Origin of the sequence: Anatilimnocola aquadivae, from assembly GCF_049819085.1 — a bacterium.
Classification (GTDB): domain Bacteria; phylum Planctomycetota; class Planctomycetia; order Pirellulales; family Pirellulaceae; genus Anatilimnocola.
Genome location: NZ_CP187419.1, coordinates 4,665,114 through 4,686,587 on the forward strand (window position 1 = coordinate 4,665,114; position 21,474 = coordinate 4,686,587).

The 21,474-nt window shown below is 57.7% G+C and carries 23 protein-coding genes; 14 read left to right on the plus strand and 9 right to left on the minus strand.

Translation table 11 applies throughout. From position 1 onward, the window contains the following. Window positions 1–55 precede the first annotated feature (55 nt). Window positions 56–673 carry a transcriptional repressor LexA gene (gene lexA, locus NA78x_RS18410; protein WP_425613836.1) on the minus strand — a complete coding sequence of 206 codons (618 nt, stop codon included), beginning with the start codon at window positions 671–673 and terminating at the stop codon, window positions 56–58. Window positions 674–996: 323 nt separating this feature from the next. Here lexA and NA78x_RS18415 point away from each other — a divergent pair, with 323 nt between their 5' ends. From NA78x_RS18415 to NA78x_RS18445, 7 genes are all read left to right on the plus strand, one after another. Beyond that, window positions 997–1,665, plus strand: coding sequence for an RNA polymerase sigma factor (locus tag NA78x_RS18415; RefSeq protein ID WP_425613837.1), 669 nt, complete (start codon window positions 997–999; stop codon window positions 1,663–1,665). A gap of 23 nt (window positions 1,666–1,688) precedes the next feature. Further along, a complete protein-coding gene (locus tag NA78x_RS18420; RefSeq protein ID WP_425613838.1) occupies window positions 1,689–2,207 on the plus strand; it encodes a hypothetical protein in 519 nt (172 codons plus the stop codon). After that, a complete protein-coding gene (locus NA78x_RS18425) occupies window positions 2,197–3,384 on the plus strand; it encodes a hypothetical protein (RefSeq protein ID WP_425613839.1) in 1,188 nt (395 codons plus the stop codon). The genes NA78x_RS18420 and NA78x_RS18425 overlap by 11 nt, the downstream gene beginning before the upstream one ends. A gap of 178 nt (window positions 3,385–3,562) precedes the next feature. Then, window positions 3,563–3,820: a hypothetical protein gene (locus NA78x_RS18430; RefSeq protein WP_425613840.1), complete on the plus strand. Its 258-nt coding sequence runs from the start codon at window positions 3,563–3,565 to the stop codon at window positions 3,818–3,820. 379 nt (window positions 3,821–4,199) lie between these two features. After that, entirely contained in the window at window positions 4,200–5,102 is a 903-nt protein-coding gene (locus NA78x_RS18435; RefSeq protein WP_425613841.1) for a hypothetical protein, read from the plus strand. A 240-nt stretch (window positions 5,103–5,342) separates the two neighbouring features. Next, entirely contained in the window at window positions 5,343–6,182 is an 840-nt protein-coding gene (locus NA78x_RS18440) for a TatD family hydrolase (protein WP_425613842.1), read from the plus strand. 194 nt (window positions 6,183–6,376) lie between these two features. Then, entirely contained in the window at window positions 6,377–7,936 is a 1,560-nt protein-coding gene (locus NA78x_RS18445; RefSeq protein ID WP_425613843.1) for a serine/threonine-protein kinase, read from the plus strand. On the opposite strand, the gene NA78x_RS18450 is transcribed toward NA78x_RS18445, so the two are convergent. After that, window positions 7,937–8,200: a hypothetical protein gene (locus tag NA78x_RS18450; protein WP_425613844.1), complete on the minus strand. Its 264-nt coding sequence runs from the start codon at window positions 8,198–8,200 to the stop codon at window positions 7,937–7,939. A gap of 303 nt (window positions 8,201–8,503) precedes the next feature. On the opposite strand from NA78x_RS18450, the gene NA78x_RS18455 reads away from it, so the two are divergent. Beyond that, on the plus strand, window positions 8,504–8,707 hold the full coding sequence (locus NA78x_RS18455) for a hypothetical protein (protein ID WP_425613845.1): 204 nt from the start codon (window positions 8,504–8,506) through the stop codon (window positions 8,705–8,707). 13 nt (window positions 8,708–8,720) lie between these two features. Here the strand turns inward: NA78x_RS18455 and NA78x_RS18460 are convergent, their stop codons facing one another. Further along, window positions 8,721–10,289: a sulfatase gene (locus NA78x_RS18460; protein WP_425613846.1), complete on the minus strand. Its 1,569-nt coding sequence runs from the start codon at window positions 10,287–10,289 to the stop codon at window positions 8,721–8,723. 33 nt (window positions 10,290–10,322) lie between these two features. Beyond that, window positions 10,323–11,717 carry an arylsulfatase B gene (locus tag NA78x_RS18465; protein ID WP_425613847.1) on the minus strand — a complete coding sequence of 465 codons (1,395 nt, stop codon included), beginning with the start codon at window positions 11,715–11,717 and terminating at the stop codon, window positions 10,323–10,325. 332 nt (window positions 11,718–12,049) lie between these two features. Here NA78x_RS18465 and NA78x_RS18470 point away from each other — a divergent pair, with 332 nt between their 5' ends. After that, the gene (locus tag NA78x_RS18470; RefSeq protein WP_425613848.1) at window positions 12,050–12,397 is read left to right on the plus strand and encodes a RidA family protein; all 348 of its coding nucleotides are present in this window, start codon (window positions 12,050–12,052) and stop codon (window positions 12,395–12,397) included. Here NA78x_RS18470 and NA78x_RS18475 read toward each other — a convergent pair. Both NA78x_RS18475 and NA78x_RS18480 read right to left on the minus strand, forming a co-directional pair. Then, the gene (locus tag NA78x_RS18475; protein WP_425613849.1) at window positions 12,394–13,281 is read right to left on the minus strand and encodes a hypothetical protein; all 888 of its coding nucleotides are present in this window, start codon (window positions 13,279–13,281) and stop codon (window positions 12,394–12,396) included. The two genes, NA78x_RS18470 and NA78x_RS18475, sit on opposite strands and share 4 nt — an antisense overlap. Continuing rightward, window positions 13,281–14,402 carry a hypothetical protein gene (locus tag NA78x_RS18480; RefSeq protein WP_425613850.1) on the minus strand — a complete coding sequence of 374 codons (1,122 nt, stop codon included), beginning with the start codon at window positions 14,400–14,402 and terminating at the stop codon, window positions 13,281–13,283. The genes NA78x_RS18475 and NA78x_RS18480 overlap by 1 nt, the downstream gene beginning before the upstream one ends. A 1,320-nt stretch (window positions 14,403–15,722) precedes the next feature. Between NA78x_RS18480 and NA78x_RS18485 the strand changes: the two genes are divergently transcribed. Next, on the plus strand, window positions 15,723–15,926 hold the full coding sequence (locus NA78x_RS18485; protein WP_425613851.1) for a hypothetical protein: 204 nt from the start codon (window positions 15,723–15,725) through the stop codon (window positions 15,924–15,926). A 2-nt stretch (window positions 15,927–15,928) separates the two neighbouring features. Here NA78x_RS18485 and NA78x_RS18490 read toward each other — a convergent pair whose 3' ends face one another. After that, complete coding sequence (locus NA78x_RS18490) at window positions 15,929–16,480, minus strand: hypothetical protein (protein WP_425613852.1); 552 nt, start codon at window positions 16,478–16,480, stop codon at window positions 15,929–15,931. A 356-nt stretch (window positions 16,481–16,836) separates the two neighbouring features. Here NA78x_RS18490 and NA78x_RS18495 point away from each other — a divergent pair, with 356 nt between their 5' ends. The 4 genes from NA78x_RS18495 (at window position 16,837) to NA78x_RS18510 (ending at window position 20,300) form a co-directional block, all read left to right on the plus strand. Further along, window positions 16,837–17,175, plus strand: a complete 339-nt coding sequence (locus tag NA78x_RS18495; protein WP_425613853.1) for a hypothetical protein — start codon at window positions 16,837–16,839, stop codon at window positions 17,173–17,175. A 60-nt stretch (window positions 17,176–17,235) separates the two neighbouring features. Next, a complete protein-coding gene (locus NA78x_RS18500) occupies window positions 17,236–18,558 on the plus strand; it encodes a helix-turn-helix domain-containing protein (protein ID WP_425613854.1) in 1,323 nt (440 codons plus the stop codon). Between the two features lie 139 nt (window positions 18,559–18,697). After that, window positions 18,698–19,450 carry an OmpA family protein gene (locus NA78x_RS18505; protein ID WP_425613855.1) on the plus strand — a complete coding sequence of 251 codons (753 nt, stop codon included), beginning with the start codon at window positions 18,698–18,700 and terminating at the stop codon, window positions 19,448–19,450. Between the two features lie 271 nt (window positions 19,451–19,721). After that, complete coding sequence (locus NA78x_RS18510) at window positions 19,722–20,300, plus strand: hypothetical protein (RefSeq protein WP_425613856.1); 579 nt, start codon at window positions 19,722–19,724, stop codon at window positions 20,298–20,300. A gap of 15 nt (window positions 20,301–20,315) precedes the next feature. Here the strand turns inward: NA78x_RS18510 and NA78x_RS18515 are convergent, their stop codons facing one another. Together NA78x_RS18515 and NA78x_RS18520 are read right to left on the minus strand one after the other, a co-directional pair. After that, window positions 20,316–20,825, minus strand: coding sequence for an MOSC domain-containing protein (locus NA78x_RS18515; protein ID WP_425613857.1), 510 nt, complete (start codon window positions 20,823–20,825; stop codon window positions 20,316–20,318). Between the two features lie 24 nt (window positions 20,826–20,849). Next, a complete protein-coding gene (locus NA78x_RS18520) occupies window positions 20,850–21,416 on the minus strand; it encodes a hypothetical protein (protein ID WP_425613858.1) in 567 nt (188 codons plus the stop codon). Window positions 21,417–21,474 lie beyond the last annotated feature (58 nt).

The following is a 21,474-nucleotide window of genomic DNA, read 5'->3' on the forward strand; positions in this document are numbered from 1 at the left end:
TGCAGCAAATCTCGGCAAACAGAAGGCCTATCGCCAGAAATTCGCCACGCGGGCGCTAGTTCATGTCGCGGACGACGCCGATGACGACGCCGAGAATGGTGGCTTCGGTTACGTAGATGGGCGACATGCTGCTGTTGGCGGGTTGCAGGCGAATGCGATTCCCTTCGGGATGCCAATACTTGAGCGTGGCTTCGCCGTCGTCGGTTTGGGCGACGACCATCTGGCCAGGCTGAGCCGTCTTTTGCTTTTTCACCACGACATAGTCACCGTCGGCAATTTGCGCTTCGATCATTGACTCGCCGCGGACCTTCAAGACGAAGACGTTCTTGCGGGTGAACATCTCGGCAAAGTCGACCCGTTCGGCCTGCTCCCACGCGAGTGTGGTAGGGCCGGCCGCGACCGCACCGACGAGTGGCAAGCCACGATTCTCTTCGATGAATTCGGGAGCCAGTTCGATGGCCCGAGCGACCGCGCGATCTTGCTTGCGCACGCGTTGGAGCATGCCCTTTTTCTCGAGAGCACGCAGGTGGCACATCACGCCGTTGGGCGAGCTGATTTCAAAATGCAGGCCAATTTCTCGCACCGTGGGACCATAGCCCCGCGTGCTTACCTGTTCGCGGATGAATTCGAAGACAGCCAATTGCCGCTTGGTGAGTTGATCGGTCATTGACATGGTCAGCATCCTTTTGAACCGGAAAATCCTGAGCAATACTCAGGATCGTTACGCTCTTGCATCGGAGAATTGTAATATACGACTGTACACATTCAATAGCATTTGTACAGGAAACGCGATTTTCCGCCAGATTCGTCGGTGCCGAAGCGCAACAGGAACTTGATGCCGCCCGCGGGGTTAGAAGTTACGTTCGCGGATTGAATTCATTGGCGGTGTGGCAGGAGGCTCGACCTGCGGTAGACTGAACCTGGGAGATTCAATTGCAGCCAGTGGCCCCGTCACTTGGCTGCAGGATGGAACCTGAGGTAACAGAGGGAGAAGGCGTGTCTCTTAGTCAAACTCAGCCTGTGTCCTACGAACAAGCTGATCCCGACGTTCGCTTGATGCTGCAGGTGCGCGCGGGAAGTGCCGCCGCGTTCGAAGAGCTTGTCTTGCGTTACCAGGGTCGTTTGCTGACCGTGCTCGAACACCTGGTGAACAATCGCGAGCAGGCCGAAGATCTGGCTCAGGAAGTGTTCTTGCGCGTGTTTCGCGCCCGCGAACGCTACGAACCGGGGGCCAAGTTCAGCACGTGGCTGTTTACGATTGCCAACAACGTAGCGCTCAATTCGCAGCGCTCCAAATCACGACGCAAAGAAGTCGGCGTTCCCGAGCGCTCGAACAACAGCGATTCGGCTCCGATGCAACTCGATCAAATGGCCCTGGCCGCGAGCGGGCAACTTCCCACCCGTGCGCTCGATAAGGCCGAAGCGGCCGAGATTGTGCAGATCGCCCTCGAATCGCTGAACCCGCGCCAGCGCATGGCGCTGTTGCTCAGCAAATTCGAGGGCATGAGTTACCAGGATATTGCCGCTTCGATGGAAATGACCGTGCAAGCCACGAAGTCGTTGCTGTCGCGAGCCCGCGAGAATTTACGCGTGATTTTGTCTCCCTACTTCGAACATGGCGTGCGGCCGGGTGAACTGGCCGCTGCTGATGCGGATGACGCTTAGTGGCCCGTAGTGGTTCGATACCTATGAATGTTGAACGCAACCAACTCGATTCCGCCGGAGCGAAAACTCTCTCCGAGGACGAACTCGTCGCTTACCTCGACGGCGAGCTCGAATCGTCCGAGCAGGCGCGCATCGAACGTCGACTGGCCGATGACGCTGCCTTCCGGCAAAAACTGGCTCAGCTGCAAAAAGCTTGGGACCTGCTCGACATTCTGCAGAAGGCCGAGCCCGATGCTTCGTTCACGCGCTCGACCGTCGAGATGGTCGCGCTACAGCAAGACCAAGAAGCGGATCAGTTGCAGGTTGCCGCGCAACGTCGCCGCGCCGCCTGGTGGGCCGGAGGTGGTTTGGCCATCGCCTTGTCAGCCGTCGCAGGGTTCTTTTTGGTGCGCCACCAGTTGCAAGCGCCCGAGCGTGAGTTTTTGCAGGATTGGCCGGTAATCGAACGGGTCGATCAGTATCGCCATGTCGAGAGCGTGGAGTTTCTCGAACGGTTGCGTCAAGAAGGTCTGTTTGCCGGAGAGGGTGAAGATGCCATCTAGTCTTTGCCGATTCGTGCTCGGTTGTTTGCTGGTCGCCAGCTGCGCCACTCTTGGCAGCAACCCGGCGCAGGCAGAGCCGCGCACGCGCGATGATCTGTTGAATCTCTCGCCCGAAGAGAAGAACTCGCTGCTGCAGAAAAAAGAACGCTTCGAGGCGATGTCGGCCGAGGAGCAAGAACGCCTGCGCAAGTTGAATGCCGAGATTGTGACCGCCAACAACAGCCAGCAGCTGTTGACCACGCTCGATCGTTATCACGAATGGCTGAAGACCCTCACCACGAAGCAGCGGGCCGACTTGCTCGAGCTTTCGGGCGACGAACAGATCGAACGGATTAAAGAGCTGAAGCGCCAACAAGAGCACTCGCGGCTGCGCGATCTCGGCGGGCGCCAATTGCCCGAGGGAGATATCGATGCCATCTTCACCTGGCTCGAAGAGTTCATGAAGCAGCACGAAGATCAATACCTCGAGAAGTTGCCCAAAGAGTTTGCCGACCGGCTCAGGAGTCAAGACGAAGCCGCCCGGCGTCGCAGCTTGATGCGTGGCATCATCATGCGTGGCCCGCGCAGTGATTTTCCGATGCCGATTCGCGAAGATCTGGAGCGACTGTTGCCGGCGCTCTCCAAGGTCACGCGCGATTCGTTTGAGTCGTTCAAAACACCGGAAGAGAAGCAGCAATTGGCACGGCAATGGATCTTCAACGCCATGGCCAGCAAGGTGCTGCCGCAAGTCAGCGACGATGATTTGAGAAAGATCTTCAAGGAGTTGCCACCCGATCAGCAAGAACGGCTGGAGCGCAAGACTCCGGAAGAAATGAAACGGGAACTCACCTGGCGATTTCACTGGCAACAATGGCCCGGCCGTGAAGGCTGGCGCGGTGGCCCCGGCGGCGGCTTTCGTCCCGGGGGTGGCCCGGGAGGACCAGGCGGACCGGGAAGTGGCGGCCCTGGTGGACCAGGCTCGGTTGGCTCCGGTGGCCCAGGGTCAGACAAGGGTGGCCCCGAAAGAGGACCAGATCGGGGTGAGCGAGATCGCTCGGGTTCTGGTCGCGGTGGACCGGGACGCGGAGGCTTCGAACCGCGCGGTCCTGGCGGAGAGCGGCCCGGCGGTGATCGTCCGCCGCCGCCACCAGCATCACCCAGCAGCGGCAGTCCGGATGCACCGGCCGCAAAGCAGTGATCGCCGCCTGATTGCCCGTGACAAGCCCGTTAGCAGCTTGATTTTCGAGTGCCGTGACGGGAAACTAGCAGCAGCGATCGCACTGTGCCGCACTTGGCTTCTCTCGGTCGATCGCATCTCCGCTTATTTCCCTCCTGCCAATCGCCGTTCGGCGACGTGGCTTTGCAAGTGAACCTGTATGTCGCTGACCGCTACTGAAACGCTGAATCGGGAGTTTCTCGAAATTCGCTGCCGCATCCTCGATCTGGCCGCCATGCTCGATCGGCTGGAACGCTCGGATGATAACGTCGCCGAAGATCCCCGACTGAAGCGAATTCACGAAGCCATCGACCTGCTCGGCAAAGTTACCGGCGATCGCGCCGAGCAAGTGCAACTCACCTTCTCGCGCGCCTATGACGAGGCCTGGTTGCAGAACCTGAAAGTGAAAGCTCGCTAGGTTCGACTGGATCGCCTGCCACGCATTTCCATCTCACCCGGATTGAAGACCGCAATGGACTACATTGCTCTAGTCGTGCGAGACTTCTCGTGATCCAGCGAGCGTGTCAAAATCTGCTGCGGTGTGTCGGACCGGAGCATCGAACGGAGTCCTTGGCCCCAGTGCTTTGGGGTACAATACCCTCCACGATCACACGAGCGGATGGCGTGTCGCATAAGACGTAGCCGTTGCGCGATGTGCGACGCAATGTCAGACAAAACACCGTTGGGCAATCGAATTGAGAATGTGCAGACTTCTTCCGCTCGTGTTCATGCCAATGCTTATGCTCGGTTGAAGTGATCGCACTGACCGCTCGCAGAACCGTCATGGAGAATTGCCGATGGAATGCCCAAATACCCTTACTATTCGATCGGGCGCAGACGTGACAGTATTCGCGATGCAAGACGCTGGCGAACTCTGGTTTCGTCAAGGCTGGAAGCCGGGGATTGACAAGGTCGTGATAAATCTTGAAGCGGGCGAAAGAACTTCCGGCGGAAGCGAATATTCATATCCCCCTTCGGTCATTCTCTCGTGGCTTGACTCACCATTCCAACTTGATTGCCTCGTTGGCCGCTCCGTACACATTCCTCTGTCGTACAGCGAAGAACAAGAAGATCATGCAACCAACTTTTACTACGGCGAACATCTCGATTTTGACGACGTTCGCATTGACTTTGTCGAACGTATTGATGACAGTTTCCGAATTCGAGTGACAGGCAAGACTATCGACATTGAATCCGATGCGCCCAACGACATGGCCGTAGAGATTGACGCGTTCATTCAATTCGTTGATCGGAATAGTCCGCCGGTACTTGAATCCCCGCGTATAGTTGACGGTGTTGGCGAATTCTCCCAAATCGAATGGTGCTGGGAATGCGCCGCTGAATACATGGGACGTTCGATTAACATTCGGATTTCAAAGAACGACGACAGGTTCGACAATTTCGCCAACAACGCACGTGCGCTATTGCAGCAAGAAGGTGTATCGCTTGAAACAATGCGAAATGACATCAATGCTCGCTTGCCAAGACTCAAATGGAAATTCGACGCCTTCAATGTCGAGACAGAATTCCGCATTGATGGGTTCGTGCCAGATACCTTTACCATCACGGAAGCAGACAAGAAAAGCGAAGATGTTCACTTGTATGTCTTTCTGACTCATCCCGATTCGGGAACCGACAATTGGATTCTTCGATTCTGCAATTCTGAATGTTATGGGCTCGAATGGATTCCAGATCGTTAGAACTACGCGCCGCCCATCAGAGAACGGTCGCGGAGCGTAGTCACCTTCGGCGAAGTACAAGGAGCGAGGGGTGCAGTAAAATCAATCTTTGGGCGCTTCGGTCACATTGACCGAAGCGGCTGATCAGCTTGCCTAGGGACTGACGTTGCAGGAGAATAGGCAAGTAGATTAACGCACCAAGTTCCTGCCTCAAATCGTCCGTAATCTGTTGCGGCGATTCCCGCTTCACGAGCCATACCCATGCCTGACTACATCGACCCGCATATTCACATGGTTTCGCGGATCACCGACGACTACGAAACGCTCGCGCGCATGGGCTGCGTGGCGATTAGCGAGCCCGCGTTTTGGGCCGGCTTCGACCGCGGCACCGTCGATGGCTTTCGCGACTACTTTCGTCAGCTGACCGAAGTCGAACCGAAGCGAGCCGCGCAGTACGGCATTCAGCACTTCTGCTGGCTGTGCATCAACGCCAAGGAAGCTGAAAACGTCAGCTTGTCGCGCGAAGTCATCGCGATGATTCCGGAGTTCATCAACAAGCCGAACGTGCTGGGCATTGGCGAAATCGGGCTCAACAAGAACACGCGTAACGAAGCCATCGTGTTTTTGGAACACATGGAACTGGCGATCAAGTACGAGCAACAGATCTTGATTCACACGCCGCACCTGGAAGACAAGTTCCAGGGGACCAAAATGATTCTCGACATGCTCACGGGCGATCAGCGCATCGACCGCAATCGCGTGCTGGTCGATCATGTGGAAGAACACACGGTGCGACACGTGCTGGACGAAGGCTTTTGGGCCGGCATGACGCTCTATCCGGTCACCAAATGCACACCGGCTCGCGCGGCTGACATTATCGAGATGTACGGTGCCGAACGACTGATGGTGAACTCTGCTGGCGACTGGGGACCGAGCAAACCGACCGCCGTTCCCGATTTCATCATGGAGATGCGGCGGCGCAAGCATCCGGAAAGCCTGATCCGGAAGATCGTTTACGAAAACCCGCTGCAATTCTTCAGTCAGAGCCAGGGCTTTCGGTTTACCCCACGCGATGCCAGCGAAACGGTGAGTGTGCGCTAGGCGTGCAATAAAAAGCTGCCGCAATCGTTGTAAAGCAATGAACGATTCTCGCGCGAGTGTGACTTAAGGGTGAGTTGCCCTGCAGCGGCTGGCAACACATACTGAGTGGTGCCAGCTTCGCATTGTCCCAGATCCAATGCGTAGCCCGCGCACTCCCGCTGCCTGTACCGCCCCTCCTGTTGCACACCTATTACATGACCGAATCACCGGGCGAAGTAGCTGCCGAACCCGATCTGGTCGGGCGTCGCCTGGGCGACTATCAATTGCTTCGCCGCCTTGGTCGCGGTGGCATGGCCGAGGTCTATCTCGCCCAGCAGATGTCGCTCGAACGCCAAGTGGCGTTCAAGGTGCTGCGGCAAAATCTGGCCGCTAACGAAACCTACGTGCGCCGCTTTCATCACGAGGCGCAAGCAGCTGCCAAGCTGGTGCATGCCAACATCGTTCAGATTCACGAAGTGGGCTGCGTTGAAGGCGTCCACTTCATCGTGCAAGAGTACGTGCCGGGCAGAAACCTCAAGCAGCTCCTCACCCATCGCGGTCGCCCCTTCGATGCGCCGCAAGTGGCACTTGTCCTGCGACAAGTTGCCGCGGCGCTCCAAAAAGCTTCTGACGAAGGGATCATCCACCGCGATATCAAGCCCGAGAACATCATGCTCTCGAACTCGGGCGAAGTGAAAGTGGCCGACTTCGGTCTGGCCCGCATTGTCACCGGCAACGACAAGCTGGAATTGACGCAAATCGGCATGACGATGGGCACGCCTCTGTACATGAGTCCCGAGCAAGTTGAAGGGAAGCCGGTCGACCCCCGCAGCGATCTCTACTCGCTCGGGGTGACTGCTTACCACGTACTCGCCGGCAGGCCGCCCTTTGATGGTGATACAGCGCTCGCGGTCGCCGTGCAGCATCTGAAGAACGAACCACCGCGGCTGGAATCGATTCGGCCCGATGTCCCTTCCGGGCTCTGCCGCATCGTGCATCGGTTGCTCGCCAAGAAGATGGACGAGCGATACCAGAGGCCCATCGATCTGCTCAAAGAACTCCGCAGCTTAAAGATCGACGGACTCGAAGACGATTGGCTCGCCGATATGCCCTCGTGGGGGCTCGATACGTTCAGCAGCACACCGGGGCTGAACGAAGCGACTCAACAACTGTCGCGCGCCATGCTCAAGCAGGCACTCAGCCGTAAACAACACTTCGGCTGGCTGGGCGTATTGGGTTTGATTGTCGCCGCGTTCTTAATTGGGTCCGTGATTGCCTGGTCGCTAATGCCAGAGCCGTTGCTCGTCGCCAGCAATGTGCCGACGACGGTCATCAAAAAGTACGACACCATTGAAGGGCAATACGCAGAGGCCATGCTCGCCCAAAGCAACATCGAGCAACCGGGAAAAGTCGAGTCATCATGGAAGGCCGTCTGGGAGTACTTTCCACCAGGAACGAATCCTACGCGGCAACGCTTGACTCGACTCGCCAAGGGGCGACTCGCCGCCTGGTACGTGCAGGAGAATCGTCTCGAAGAGGCCTATGCGCTCTATCACGAATTGGCCACGGTGGAAGAAACCGAAAGTGAGTTTCGACTGCAGGGCCTCGCTGGCGAAACCATTGTGCTCGATCGTCAGAATCGCAGTGACGAAGTCCGCGAGCGACTTCCCACGCTCAATCTCAACCGCAGCAAACTCACGGGGCTCGATTCGCAGTTGCGCGATCAAGTCGAGCGCGTCTTCGCCAAGTACAAGGTCGAGCCGCTGCCAAATTGACTACGCAGCACGACGCATTGGCATTTGTGGCATCAGCGTCGAGATGACGTGAGCGAGCCGGCCATCAGCCGAATAGACCTTTACCTGGTTCTCTTCGACGAACCAGATGGCGTGGCCACCGTTGCCGACAAAGCGGCGACCGCAGTAGTTGCCACCCTTGATCAGAATGCTCTCGCTGAATTCCGTAGGCTGCGGCATGTTCGCGCGGGCAAAGGCCTCGGCCACCAGAAGACGGACGTGCTGGGTTAATTCCGCATGAGGCATAGCTGCGACCACCGAACCAAACAAAGAAGTTCTTCACCCAAACGGAGAGCCTGCATCCAACATCGGCGGTGCGGTAGCAGCATATTCCGTTTTCCTGACCTGTTCGCCAAGCTTCGCCCAGCTTACGCAGAGTGACGGCAAACCCTGTCCGTCATGCCGCCTATAACGCTGGGCCTCGGCCAATGCATGACACGTCTTGGCAGCGGCCGATTCTTAAGGAGTTGCCTGCCGCTAGATAGACTGCTGCGAATAAACGACTGGGAACGTCGCAGCTAGATTTGGATCCGCCTGGAGAGCCCCGCCATGTCCGACGAAACATCCGATGAACTGCCCGTCCGCTTGGAAGATCTGCAGCCCGACGAAATCCAGGAACTGCTCGCAGAAGAAGGAATCGAAGCGACGGAAGAGCAAGTGCGCATGATCACTGCCTTCGTCGCCAGCGTGGGTGGCCTCGAAAATGCGCAAGGGCTGTTTGACGAACTGCGGCAACTGCGACCCGCAGCGTAGTTTCGCTTAGGTTCTATCCTTCCGGTAGTTCCGGCCTCAATTCCGTTCTGCCATCTTCGGCAACGGGAAAAACCGCTTTTTGCGCGGCCAGTTTTTCGATCATCCCTTGCATCAGCCGGCGCAGTTGTGCGGGCTCTTGCTCGGCCAGATTGGTCGACTCGAACGGATCCTGCTTGAGGTTGAACAACTCGTACTTCAGCTTGCCGAACTTTTTACTCGGCGGATAGTGATAGATCACCTTCCAATCACCTTGGCGATACACCGTGTAGTATTCGCTGCGATGGGGTGAATGCGGGAAGTGCATCAAGAACGATTCATCGTGCTGCGGGTCGGCTTGCCCGCTGAGCAGCGTTGCCAGCGACGAACCATCGACCGAGTGCGCAGCGGGTTTCTGCACACCTGCCAGCGCGAGAATCGTGGGGAACAGATCGTAAACCGCCGCAGGCTGAGATTGGATCTTGCCTGCTGCAATGGGCAGCGATCGTTGCAGCGGATTCTGTGCATTGGCTTGGCCCCAAGCCGCGATAAACGGTACGCGCATGCCGCCTTCGTAGTGCGCGCCCTTCTTGCCTCTTAAAGGTGCCGCGCAGGCTACTTCGTGTTCAGGTCCGAGCGGAGCATCCGAGCCGTTGTCGCCCAGGAAGATCACCAGGGTATTCTCGGCCACTTGAAGTTCCTTCAAATGGTCGAGCATGTCGCCGAGTGACTTGTCCATCCCTTCAATGAGCGTAGCGAAGGCCTGCGCATTGGCAGGCTTGCCTGAGTCTGCATAGTGGGCTGCAAACCGCGGATCGGAATTGAACGGCGCGTGTACCGCGTACTGAGGGAAGTAGAGAAAGAATGGCTGCTCTTCTTTCACCGCAGCAGTCACGGCTGCCTTGGCCTCGATCGTCAACGCCTCGGTAAGGAACGTGTCGGTGCCGTGATACTTTTCCAAACTGGGCACGGCATTGTTGGATCGTTTGCCATTTTTCGCGTTCACCTTGTTGCCATAATCCTGCTGCCCGTAATAGCTGCCAGGTGCACCGCCCGAGAAGCCAGCAATGTTCACATCAAAGCCCAGGTTGCGCGGGTCTTCTCCTTCGGAATCGCGCGGGCCAAAGTGCCCCTTGCCCGCATGAATCGTTTTGTAGCCCGCTGCCTGCAGCAAGCGCGGCAAGGTGGCGTCGGCCTTCTTCAGGCCCGTCCAATTCCACTCCGGTGGTCCCTGCTCACCGCGATTGTTCTGATTCGGATTGATCCACTGCGTGGTGCGATGCCGCGCGGCATTTTGCCCCGTCATGATCGAGCACCGCGTCGGCGAGCAGACACTCATGGCATAAAACTGATTGAACCGCACGCCCTGCTTCGCGAGTCGCTCCATGCTCGGAGTGCGATAATACTCGTTAAGCGGATACTTTTTCGGCGTGCCGTTTTCGTCAGTCAGAAACGGCACTGACGTATCCATCACGCCCATATCGTCGACCAGCATCACCAGAATATTGGGCCGCTTGGCGTCTGCTGCCTGCACCGGCCGTGCAAGCGAGACGAACAACGCAGCGGCAGCGAAGGAGAGCAAAGCAGCAAGTGGAGTGTGTCGCATGATGTGATTTCAATCGCAGGGAGGGGTGAGTGCTTACTTTGGCAAACCAACCAGATCCGCCGGCAGCTTCGCTTCGTCTTTCGCCCGCTCGGCAGCGATCCGTTTACTCAACTCGACGACGCGTTCGGTTTCCTTCGCGGCCAGATCTTCTTTTTCGTAGGGATCGGCTGCGATATTGAACAGCTCCAGCTTGCCGTTCTTGCGAGCAATGAGTTTCCATTCGGCGTGCCGCAGCGAGGCATCGCCCGAACCGTGAGCGATGTAGATGACACGATCAATCGGTTGCGCCTTCTTGCCTGTAAGCGCATTCCATTGATTGACGCCGTCCCACTTCAGGTCCGTCGTCGATTCATAGCCGACGAGCCCCGCAATCGTCGGCAGCCAATCGACCGCGTGCATCGCTTCCACATGCTTGCGAGGCTGCAGCGTGCCGGGCCAGTTGGCAAAGGCACAGACCCGCGTGCCACCTTCGTAGAGCGTATTTTTCTGACCTCGCAGCGGATCGTTTTCGCTGTTGAGCGGCGAGTGGCCAACTTCGCCCACGTACGCATTTTTCAGCGACTCAATGCCGCCGTTGTCGCTGGTGAAAATGATGAGCGTGTTCTCACGCTGCTTCGTCTTCTCCAAAGCGGCGACGAACTGACCGATCTTTGCATCTAACTGCGAGACCATCGCCGCCAACCGCAGCCGCGAATCTTGCTTTTCCGGATCGTCGTGAAACTTCACACCGTCATACAGCTTTTTGTATTCCGCCGGAGCATCGACCGGCGTGTGTACGGCGTGAAACGGCACGTACACGAACCACGGTCCCTTGGCTTGCTCGATCTGCTTGAGCGCTTCGGCCGCGACCAGTTCCGTGGCGTTACCCTCTTCGTGAAAGAGCTTGCCGTCGCGATGCCAGGTGTCTTCATAAGGCCCCTTGCGATACTTGTGAGTCCACGGATCGGCGGCACCGGTCAAAGTTCCGTAGCCATGATCGAAGCCAAAAGCATTCGGGCCCCACTCGGGCTTGGCTCCCAGGTGCCACTTGCCGGTTTGCGCCGTGGTGTAGCCGAGCGACTTCAGGGCGGAAGCCAGAGTGACCGTGCCTAGAGGCATCGCGCGCAAGTTACTCGGTGATAGGGCATGCGGACCAAAGCGCCCTGGATAGCGACCACTCATCAGTGCTGTGCGCGTTGGCGTACAAACGGGCTGCACGTAGTGCTGATTTAGCTCGACGCCGGTCTTCACCAACTGGTCCATGTTGGGCGTCTTGCTGAAGCCACCGTGCCAGCCGACATCGCTCCAACCCAGATCGTCGGCGACGATCAGCAGCACGTTCGGCCGCTTGCTGGCCGTTGCGGGTTCGGCGGCAAAAAGTTGACTCGCCAGACTGAGGACGCCAGCGATGGTTAAACTCAGCAGCGAGAGAGTAGGCTTGGTAGGCATGATGGACCTTGAAGGCAGGGAGAAGTGACGACCAGCGATCCGGGCGATAGTATCGACCGCTCGCGCACCCAGGTCAACGCGCGGACGTAAGTCTGTGTGCCACACTCGCTGCGTTGACCCTAAGTGTTCAAGTAGAGCCCTCGTTGTTGAACTCACATGGGTGGGAAACACGAGAGATAAGGCACCTGCGGGCCAACAGCTGCCCGAATTGTTGAACGCCCCCCGATTTAGTGTGTAGCGAACTTACGTCGAGGACAAGAGAAGAGGCAACTTGAACGACCGTGCCTTTCGCCGCACAATGCGGAGCCGTCTTTATTCACCGGAGCAACCGCATGGCATCCATTCGACGCATTGGCAACTCCGCTCGCTGGTCCGATGTCGTCATCCATCGCGGCATCGCCCAATGGGTCGAAGTGGCTGAAGATCCCACCGCCGACTCCTTCGGCCAAGCCGAGCAGGTGCTGCGACAGATCAACGCCACCCTCGAACAGATCGGCAGCAACCACGAGCAGATCCTGCAAGTGCTCGTCTACCTTCACGACATCACCGATGCCCCTGCCCTGAACCAGGCCTGGGATGCTTGGGTCCCCCAAGGACACGCCCCCATCCGCGCCTGCGTGCAAGCCGGTCTCTCGGGCGACTACCGCGTCGAGATGATCATCTCAGCAGTGGTGGACTAAGTTACCCTCTTCGTCAGAGTCAGAGGGAACAAATCTCTGATCGCCGAACAAAAATCTGCCAGCTTCAATTCCTTGCGATAGTAGGGGCTCTCCTGGATGCGAATTGCTCCTAGCGAGATGAGTGAGAAGAAGTGCTGATCGACGATCCGCCCTGCCTCTTCGATCATCGGATCGAGGGAATGCTGCTGTCGCAAATTTACCGCTTGATTCCATTCCTCTTCGCTCATCATGGCCAGCACCGTGTACAGGTCGAGGGCATGATAACTCCCGAATTCTTTGTCCCGATCGTGAACGCGGTCCCGAAACGCAAACAGCTTCATCATGGCGAAGGTCAGCGGGTGGGGAACGTAGATCACTGCCTGATACGGCGATCCGTTGCTGATCGGTCCCTGAAGTGTCAGCGGTAGCAGTTCATCTTCCAGCGTGAGCGCTTCGTCCACCGGATGCGCGTGCAGATCGACAGAAGGGCGTGGCTGAACCCTTCGATTAGCTACTTTCGCTCCTGTTCCGCCGAATCGACTTCGAGGCCCGGTTAAGATGTCGATCTTCAATCCACCTTCCCGTCCGCCCGTCGGACCAGGCTTGGCGAATTGGTATTTTTCAGCGCCCTGAATAAACTCGTAACCTAACCGTTTTAGTGCCTCTGATAGCGGTTTCAGTTTCTGCGACTCAATTAACAGGTTTGGGCGCAGAAAGAGATCGAGGTCATTTGTCGATCTCGGGTGGGGCCACTCTGGAAAGAGCGTTCGATTACCAGCTTGGACAACGTATTCCCGTTTCAAGAAGATGCCGTAACCACCACCGATGATAAGCTTCAGATCATCGCTGCGCGTTTCATAAAGGACATCAAGGAGCGCCGTCCGCAGATTTGGCATTGTGTCCATTAGCTGCCGGCCCCGGCATGACGAAGAATGTTGTCTCGAACCTGGTCAGCTGTTTCCCTATCGCGTTTGTCGCCATGCATCAGTTCCAGATAGGTTTGCGTGGGAGATGCCCAATAGAATGGCGCGGCTAGCGGGGGCTCGCCGTCTTGCCTGGCATCAAAGTAGAGCGACTGCTCTGTTGTCTCGATCAGTTCGAGATTGGGGAAGCGATTCGTTTCCCTCCCGCCAATCGCTGCTCGTACGGCCTGCAGCTGGGGGCAGTAGATCGATAGCACTTCTTCTCGTTGCATCGTGGCATATCGTGTCACGGACGAAAGTCCTGTCGCCACCAAGGGAGAATCTTGTACCCCGATTGCTGCGTTCAATAGTTGCGGCAGCTGATTGAACTCGCAATCGACTTTCAGCCGTACACGATTCGCATTTTTGGGAGGTTCGTAGTTCTGTTCCAGTTGATCTAACAATTTATCGGCTTGGAGCAACCGAATGCCCTGGCTTCGATCAACGATCAACTCATCTTCTAGCTCTTTAAGCGCCTTGGAAACAGTTCCGAGGCTCATTGGCGTTTTGCCGGTCGTCTTGGCGAGCACGTTTCGGAAATTCACTTCAGTGAGGATTTCCTGCACGCTGGAGAACGGCGAGGCGCTCAAGAGCGCGCGGGCCACCATCGAAGTGTTCTTGCGATAAATGTTCTTGATGCGGGCATAGGTGGCGAATTGATTGCGGTTGCCTGTCCGGAAAACTCGGAATCTGCCCGGAACAATCACCACGCCGTTCCCACACCAGTCGACGCCACTGATCCCGTAGCTCTCTAGCTCTTCTAGCTGAGATGTGCGCAAGTACGGCATGAGAAGGAGCGGGAAGTGATTCGGCGGAAGGACCGCAGAGCGACACTGGCCAAGCGCCTCGTCGAAAGCCTTGGGGTTGAATAGGGACTTGTACTCGACGGCGAAGACTGCGGATTGGTTGTCCCAGACGGCTTCGATCTCGAAATCCCACTTGCGGCTGCCCGGATACCGTGGCTGGGCCGTCGTAAGTTTGAATCGTAGGGGAGGGAGGCTAAGTTGGGCCTTGCGCAGCCACTCCAGCGAGTCGTCTTCGGTTGGTGGTTTCCTGTTTTCCATTGCTTTCCAGTTCAGGAAAATGGGTGATTTCAGGAAATATACCCCAGATTTTCCTGTTTGTGACAGTTTTCCTATTCAGGAAAATGGATAATTTCAGGAAATTCAAAATTTCACCGCGAAAAACACGCAAATAAAGGGACATCGAGCCATTGGCGTAAGGGGCAGCTTCGCACTGCTTGGAAAGCTGGGGCTTCACCGGCCAGCGAAGTGCTGGCTTACTTCAAGGTGGCCAACAACCAACACGGGTAGAGTACCTACCCTAGCCACCCAAAACTTCGACTTGGCCACCCCCGCGGATTATTGTTACTATGTGTTGACTTATTGTCAAGTATGTTTTAATGTTTCTGGGGACTGCGAGCGGGGCAAAGGGCAGGTCGTCCGTAGGTGATGACCACCTGGTGAAGGGTCAGGTACGGAGTACCTGGACCTACTGGGGGCGAAGGACCAAGACGAAGGAGCTTGGTCGGAGCGGTCTGAGGTTGAAAGCAGGCCAGGAGGTTTACCGCTGCGGAGATCTTCCACCCCCTCGGTTAGGGCCTGTTCAGGGCTGTGAGGTGAACAGGGGCAAAAGGTGTGATCAAACGGTTATCGGGAAACGGGTGTTTTGAGGGCGATGGCGAGCGCAAACGGCTTTGCAGAAATGGTTTCGGGCGACCGGTGCGACGTGATTTTTCGTGCAAAAAGTTATCAAAACTGGTTATCAAAGGGAGCTGAACGAGGACTGTTCAAGCGTGACCGGGCAACGGCGGAAAGGGAGCTGGGCAGATCAGGAGGTCTGCTGTCACGGGGAGGAAGGAAGACAGGCCGGGAGGTCTGCCGCCACGAAGACCCACCCGGTTAGGGCCTGTTCAGGGCGGTGAGGCGAACAGGGGCGAAAGTGGTTATCAGGCGGTTATCGGCAAACGGGTGATTTGAGGGCGATAGCGCTCGCAAATGGCTTTGCAGAAATAGCTTACGACGATTGGTGCGATGTGATTTTTCGCGCAAAAAGTTATCAAAAACGGGTTGTTGGGAGGGCGAAAGGTGGACTGTTCAGCAGCGGGGGAGCGGAGCAAGAGCTGCTTAGCGAACCAGGAGAGTGGATGAAGGTAGGGAAGCCGGGAAGTCTGCCGGCACGGGGGAAGGGAGTGAATGCATTCATGCGGCGAGGGCTAGGCCGCCGATTACTCTCTGTTAATCGCTTGATGATCGTTCCACTGAGACTGCAGCTGTGTAGGTAGGCCGAGAAGCATAAAGCCAAGACGACTGTCCCGATTTGTCCCCCTTTTTGTTCGAGTGGAACGGATGCCCGCTTTATATACCCCCTCGGTTGAGTCTGCCGTGTCTCTGTTGGCCGCGACTGGCCCCGGCAACATGGCCCCGCATTATCGCGTGCAAACACGCGCGGGCCGCGATGAGCAGCAATGGAAGCTGGTGGCCAGCTTTAGCGAATTGTCGCTGGCTCAGATCTGTCTCGAGCGGCTTCGCAATCGCGGCGAAGCGGCGAGGTTGATTGCGTATCGCCGCGTGCCGACGGCCGCCTAGGTCTATCGCACGAGCGGCAAAGGCTGGGGTGAGGAAGCGTCGACTTGAGCGGCGGCGGGGTTGGCGCTGCCGTTCTTGTACTTGGCCTTCAGCTCTTTGGTCGAGAACTTCAGCCAGCCACCGATGAAGACGAGGATCAGGGCGAGGACCAGGTTGATGTTCATGAACATCGCCGCATTGGCCTGAACCTTTTTGGCCAGAGCAGTTTTGCCCATCAGCAGGGCAGCGATCACGAAGATCGGCAGGGCCAGGACCAGCTTGAGTCCGCCGAGCATGCTGTAGCTGAGATCGCCCGGCACGTGGTAGTCGTACCGCGCGGCGAGGCCAAGGTTCGCGATGCCGCTGATGAGCAGCATGCCCGAGGCGATGCCCACGACTTTTGCCCAACGAGCCCGCACGCCGCCGTGGACGTTGGCCCGTTCGGTTTCGCCCAGCTCGCGGACCGTCGGAAACAGGGCGAATCGCATAAAAATGGTGCCACCCATAAGCGCGATGGCTCCCAGGATGTGCAGGTAGCGGAGGCCCAGGTTCACGAAGAAGAGCGAGTCGTCCATGGTGGCATTCGTTACAAAAGTGGCTGAAAACGCGACTGGATCAGCGTAGGCGGAGACGTGGGAGTTGTCCACCCGCGGCAGCTGGCGAGCATGGGCACGGCATCGGCACTTCACGGCTGAAAGCGGGCGAATGCTGGCAAAAATAGGCTTCCATAAAGATCACGGGCTGGGTAGACTCCGCGCGGTGAGGGCTGGGCTGATTCCGTCCGCCAAATGGGCAGGGGAACCGTTCCGACCAAGCCGATTGTGCCGGTGGAAAGGCAAAATCGGCGTAAGTATAAGTCTTGAAACGGAAAATGGGGCTTTTAGAATAGATGTGACGGCCCCGTCTTCCGCCAACTGCAAGGAGGCTGGCAATGCGTGGTGTGTGGATGGGGTTCGCCGTCGTAGGTTTCGTGCTTCTCGTCTGGGGTGCCAGCAGTTTTCCGCAAGCTCAAGCTCAACGTCCCATCACGGGCGCCGAGCGGGCTCAGCCGGGAGAGTTGCTCGCACTGTCGATGGATGTTGAGGGTCGGCAGCAAGTGACGGTCGTGGATCCACGACGTCAAGTGATGGCCGTGTATCACATCGACCGGAATAGTGGCGCGATCAATCTACGAAGTGTTCGAAATGTACAGTGGGACCTGGTCATGGAGGACTTTAACAGCGGTACACCCACACCGCGCGAAATACGATCCATCGCAGATCAGCGCTGACCGGCCGCTACGCCGGTTGAAATAGGCGGTCGGTTCCGACTGCCGCTGCGGAGTAACGAAATGGCCGGCAAGAATCTCGCAAGCAATGAAGCAGCCGCGAAGTTGGGCGTGACCGAAGACCAACTCGCCACGATGCGCCAAAAGGGCGAGATCTTTGGTGTGCGCACTGGCTCTGGCTGGGAATTCAAGCCCGATGAAGTCGATCGCGTCGTTTCGGAACGAGCCGGCGGCTCGGCTTTGAATGCCGACGATTTCGATCTGACCTTGGCCGGTCTCTCTTCGCCATCGAACACTGCTGACGCCAACGAAGCGATTCTCGTTAGCGAAGAAGAGCTTGGCCGTTCGCCAGAAGGCACCAACAGCACCATCATCGGTAAGAAGAACACCGCGAAGTCTGCCGCCGATAGCGATCTCAAGTTGGCCACCGAAGACATGCTCAGCGAGGGGAGCAACCCGCTGCTCGAATCTACGAGCCCATCGGGCATTCTGGGCGGCTCGGATGTGAACCTGGGTGGCAGCGGCACCGGCTCGATCAAGATGGCCGGCAGCGATGTCGCTCTTGGCGCTGGCATGGAATTGGGCGAAGACGATTTGTCGATGGCTGATAGCTCGGCCATCAGCAGTCCGCCGAAGAAGGCTAAGCCTCCGGTGGATGACGATGATTCGGACGAGATCGATCTCGATTCGGATAGCATCGGCATGGCCAGCGGAAGTGTCATCGGTAGCGGCATCGGCAGCGATGTCACGCTTCGTGGTGGCGACTCGGGCATCAACCTGAAACCGACCGACAGCGGCCTGTCGCTCGAGGAAGAGCCGCTCGACCTTGGTGGTTCGGCCGTCGATTCGCTGGAACTGCCCGAAGACGATGACGTGATTGCCCTGGACGACGATTCGGGCGATCCAGACCAAGCCACGCAGCTGAAACAAGACGATCAGTTCCTGCTCTCGCCGACCGATTCGCTCGGCGATGATGAATCGGACAGCGGTTCGCAGGTAATCGCCCTCGAAGATTCGGAATCGTTCGATACCGACGCGGCAACCATGCTGCGCTCGGCTGGTGCGGTTCCGATGTCGGAAGATCCCTTCGGTAGTGCCCAGATTGTGATGGAGCCCTTCGCCGAATCGATGCCCGTGGCGGGCGGTGTGGGGATGGCTGGTATGCCCGGAATGGCCGGCGCGCCGGTCTATGTGCAAGTGCCTGTTGTCGAAGCGCCCTACTCCGTGTGGAACGTGCTTGGCCTGTTTTTCGTCACGCTTATGCTGGTTTGCTGTGGCATGCTGACGCTCGACATCCTGCTCAACATGTGGGTCTTTGATAGCCAATCGTCGATGTCGATGGCTTTGATGGACGCCGCGATCAGCACCTTCGGTCTCGATAAATAAGCCGACAAGTTTGTCCGCTTGATTCGAAAGGAGTCGAATCATGGCAATAAAACAATTACAAAACTTATCACTGACCAGCTTAGCCTTGGCTTGTGCATGCCTTTGCGGATGCGCGAGCCCCAATGCGCAGGTGCAGCGCGTGCAAGGCGAAAAACAAGAGTTGCTCGCGACGATTCGCCAGCAGCGTGACGCCAATCGCAACTTGCAAACTCAGATGGCTTCGCTCGAACAGCGGCTCGATCAGGCAGAAACTCAACTGGCTGGCGGAAAGCCTCGCCCGCTGGCGAATCGCACTTCACTAGCTCCGCAGCCGGGAAATGTAGCAACGGCTTTGGCTCCCAAGCCGAGGCCCGAAGCCAAGTCGGGCGAGTCGGCACTGCCGTGGCGACCACATCGCGTGGCCACGCAGCCCCCTGCTTCGTTGCCGGCGCTGGCGCAGTTGTCTCGACAGGATGACCGGATTGAAGTCGATGCAGAGACTGGAGCGGGAGTATGGGCGCAGGGCATAACCTTCGAGCAGAACTCGTCGGTGCTAACGCCGGAGAGTCGCCAGCAATTGGCTGAACTGGCCAAGCTGCTGCAACGATCGCCGGCGAGCAAGTTCCGCGTGCTGGTAGCGACTTCTGCCGAACGCTCGGGTTCTCGCACCCGCGAAGCCGCAGCGAAGAGTGGCCGCCAACTGGCAACGTCACGCGCTCAGAGCGTGGCCGATTATCTGGATCGTCACGGCATCGCCGAAGATCGACTGGCGATCTCGAGCACGGGTGTTCGCAAGTCAGCTCGCAACGAAGCGGGCGAATTGGCTATGGCGACCGACGACGTGCGCGTCTATCTCGTCGATCCCGATCAACCGGTGCTCGGTTGGCTGCAGCCCGAATCGATCCGCCGTTAGCGCTTCGTATCGTTTCATTAGCGCGACTTGGTAAGCGAACTTTACGGTTTGCGAAGACCTGGCAAACTGCAGAAATCTTGCTCACAGCGACTTGAACGCTCGTGACGATCTTGCAGCGGCTAGCATCAAAAAAGTGCGCCGCACGCGGCAGTTTTACGCAAGTTTGCGTTGGAGGCCTCTGCGCGAGCAGTTAAAGTCGATAGCACGCCAGCGCGTTCGCGGCTCTCCCCTCACTGCCCGACGACAGGCTCACCCGACGGATAAGGTTCAGATGGCCATGGCTCCCCAAAGCGAAAACACGGAAGTCGACGAACTGATTCTCAACGCGCGACTACGCGACGAGCTCGAACCGTTTCTCGATGAATCGGTCGACGTCCTAGCCTGCAAGCAACTTCCCACTTCGGACGAGAACGAGTTTCTCGCGTCGATGCTCGCCTGGGAACGTGCCCCGGCACTGCCCATCAGCCGGTGGTTCGATCCGCCGCTGCAGCTCGGTTCGCCCGAGCACCTGAGCAGCGAACAACTCCGGCTGAAACTGCTGGCAGCGATCGAGCAACTCGGCAGCCGGCGGATCTACTTGGAACTGACGGACCACCTATCCGATCGCCAACTGTATTGCTTGATTGCTCGCGACATTCTGCCGTCGCACGAGAAGATGCTCGATCTGCCGGGCAATTACTTGAACTGGCGATGCCTGGATGCTGATCTCGATCCGGAAACATGGCTAGCCTATTACGCTACTGATGAAGAGCGCGAAATGTGGGCCGCCGAGAACTCGGAACCCTTGCCGGCAATATTGCCGCCGCCCTATCCTCGCGATTTGCCGCGACGACTGGATCTGCCGCGGTAGTTGCAGCCAGTATCGCTACTGCGGAAGGTTCTTCGACTCTTCCAGTTGCACGATATCGCCCACGCGAATTGTGCCGCCTTGCAGGACTACCGTTCGCAGACCGCCTCGTTTAAGCAGAGCCTGCTTGATGTGGGGGAAGGTCTGTTTTTCGAGATAGCCGCACGGATCGCAGTGCTGCAAACCACGCAGCACGACGTCGCCGACGCGGAACGTGCGTGAGACGAGATCGTTCAGCGGCACGCCGCGAACGAGTAGATTTCGCCGCGTAATCAAGTGCGAAATGGGCAAGCCGGTTTCTTCCACGGCTGCTGCGATGGCTTCTTCAGCGATGAGCGTGACTTGCTGCTCGTCTTTGATTTTGCCACGTTGGCCGGCACCTTTGCCGGCGGAGTAGCGATCGCCGATGATCCCTTGGCCAGCAACGATTTCGACGGACTCGCGCAGTTCGAGCGGAGCCTTCGCTTGCGTTGTGATAGCGATGGCCAGCAGCTGGCCCATGAACGATTGCGGATTCGATGGGCTCATAGTCGACGCATTCAGCGAGTGGTCTTAGTACTGACCGAATGTCTGCTGATAGCGATATCCGGGCAGCGGCGAGTAGAAGTTGCTCGGCCGTGTCGGTTCATAATAGCCGCCGTTGGGCTGGTATGGCTGCGCCAGAGGCGCGGCGGGCATCGTCGTTTGCGATCCTTGCGGTGCGTAGTAGGCGGCCTGCGGCACCGGGTTGTACATCGGCGTTACCGGATTGGCGTGAGTGTGGGCATACGAGTAGGGGGTGAACTGCTGCGTCGGCAGGTAGTTGGCCGACATGTTGGGATGAGCGATGGGTTGACCGTACATAGCGGTCGTTACCGGTGACGACATCGGCTGCGGCGAGGCATAAATCGGCTGAGCGGTGGGAACTAGCGGCCGATAGGAATTGGTGATTGTCGGCGGCTGCAGGTTCACGACCGGAACCGGTGGCGGAACAGCAGGGCGAAACGCAGGGGCCGATGGCATTGAGTAGCCAGCGTTGACTCGATAGCGGGGCCATTCGGCCTGGCTCGCAGTCGCAGTGAAACCGACAACAGCCAGAGCGGCAATCACGGCCAGCGAGGAACTGAATAACGATTTCATAGCAACCATTCCTTACGACCGACAAATTTCGGATTCCGCTCAAGTTTTCTCTAGCAGT

Coding starts and splice junctions, on each gene's coding strand:
- lexA (WP_425613836.1), bottom strand. CDS start 673: ATGTCAATGACCGATCAACTCACCAAGCGGCAATTGGCTGTCTTCGAA.
- NA78x_RS18420 (WP_425613838.1), top strand. CDS start 1,689: ATGAATGTTGAACGCAACCAACTCGATTCCGCCGGAGCGAAAACTCTC.
- NA78x_RS18425 (WP_425613839.1), top strand. CDS start 2,197: ATGCCATCTAGTCTTTGCCGATTCGTGCTCGGTTGTTTGCTGGTCGCC.
- NA78x_RS18430 (WP_425613840.1), top strand. CDS start 3,563: ATGTCGCTGACCGCTACTGAAACGCTGAATCGGGAGTTTCTCGAAATT.
- NA78x_RS18435 (WP_425613841.1), top strand. CDS start 4,200: ATGGAATGCCCAAATACCCTTACTATTCGATCGGGCGCAGACGTGACA.
- NA78x_RS18440 (WP_425613842.1), top strand. CDS start 5,343: ATGCCTGACTACATCGACCCGCATATTCACATGGTTTCGCGGATCACC.
- NA78x_RS18445 (WP_425613843.1), top strand. CDS start 6,377: ATGACCGAATCACCGGGCGAAGTAGCTGCCGAACCCGATCTGGTCGGG.
- NA78x_RS18450 (WP_425613844.1), bottom strand. CDS start 8,200: ATGCCTCATGCGGAATTAACCCAGCACGTCCGTCTTCTGGTGGCCGAG.
- NA78x_RS18455 (WP_425613845.1), top strand. CDS start 8,504: ATGTCCGACGAAACATCCGATGAACTGCCCGTCCGCTTGGAAGATCTG.
- NA78x_RS18460 (WP_425613846.1), bottom strand. CDS start 10,289: ATGCGACACACTCCACTTGCTGCTTTGCTCTCCTTCGCTGCCGCTGCG.
- NA78x_RS18465 (WP_425613847.1), bottom strand. CDS start 11,717: ATGCCTACCAAGCCTACTCTCTCGCTGCTGAGTTTAACCATCGCTGGC.
- NA78x_RS18470 (WP_425613848.1), top strand. CDS start 12,050: ATGGCATCCATTCGACGCATTGGCAACTCCGCTCGCTGGTCCGATGTC.
- NA78x_RS18475 (WP_425613849.1), bottom strand. CDS start 13,281: ATGGACACAATGCCAAATCTGCGGACGGCGCTCCTTGATGTCCTTTAT.
- NA78x_RS18480 (WP_425613850.1), bottom strand. CDS start 14,402: ATGGAAAACAGGAAACCACCAACCGAAGACGACTCGCTGGAGTGGCTG.
- NA78x_RS18490 (WP_425613852.1), bottom strand. CDS start 16,480: ATGGACGACTCGCTCTTCTTCGTGAACCTGGGCCTCCGCTACCTGCAC.
- NA78x_RS18495 (WP_425613853.1), top strand. CDS start 16,837: ATGCGTGGTGTGTGGATGGGGTTCGCCGTCGTAGGTTTCGTGCTTCTC.
- NA78x_RS18500 (WP_425613854.1), top strand. CDS start 17,236: ATGGCCGGCAAGAATCTCGCAAGCAATGAAGCAGCCGCGAAGTTGGGC.
- NA78x_RS18510 (WP_425613856.1), top strand. CDS start 19,722: ATGGCCATGGCTCCCCAAAGCGAAAACACGGAAGTCGACGAACTGATT.
- NA78x_RS18515 (WP_425613857.1), bottom strand. CDS start 20,825: ATGAGCCCATCGAATCCGCAATCGTTCATGGGCCAGCTGCTGGCCATC.
- NA78x_RS18520 (WP_425613858.1), bottom strand. CDS start 21,416: ATGAAATCGTTATTCAGTTCCTCGCTGGCCGTGATTGCCGCTCTGGCT.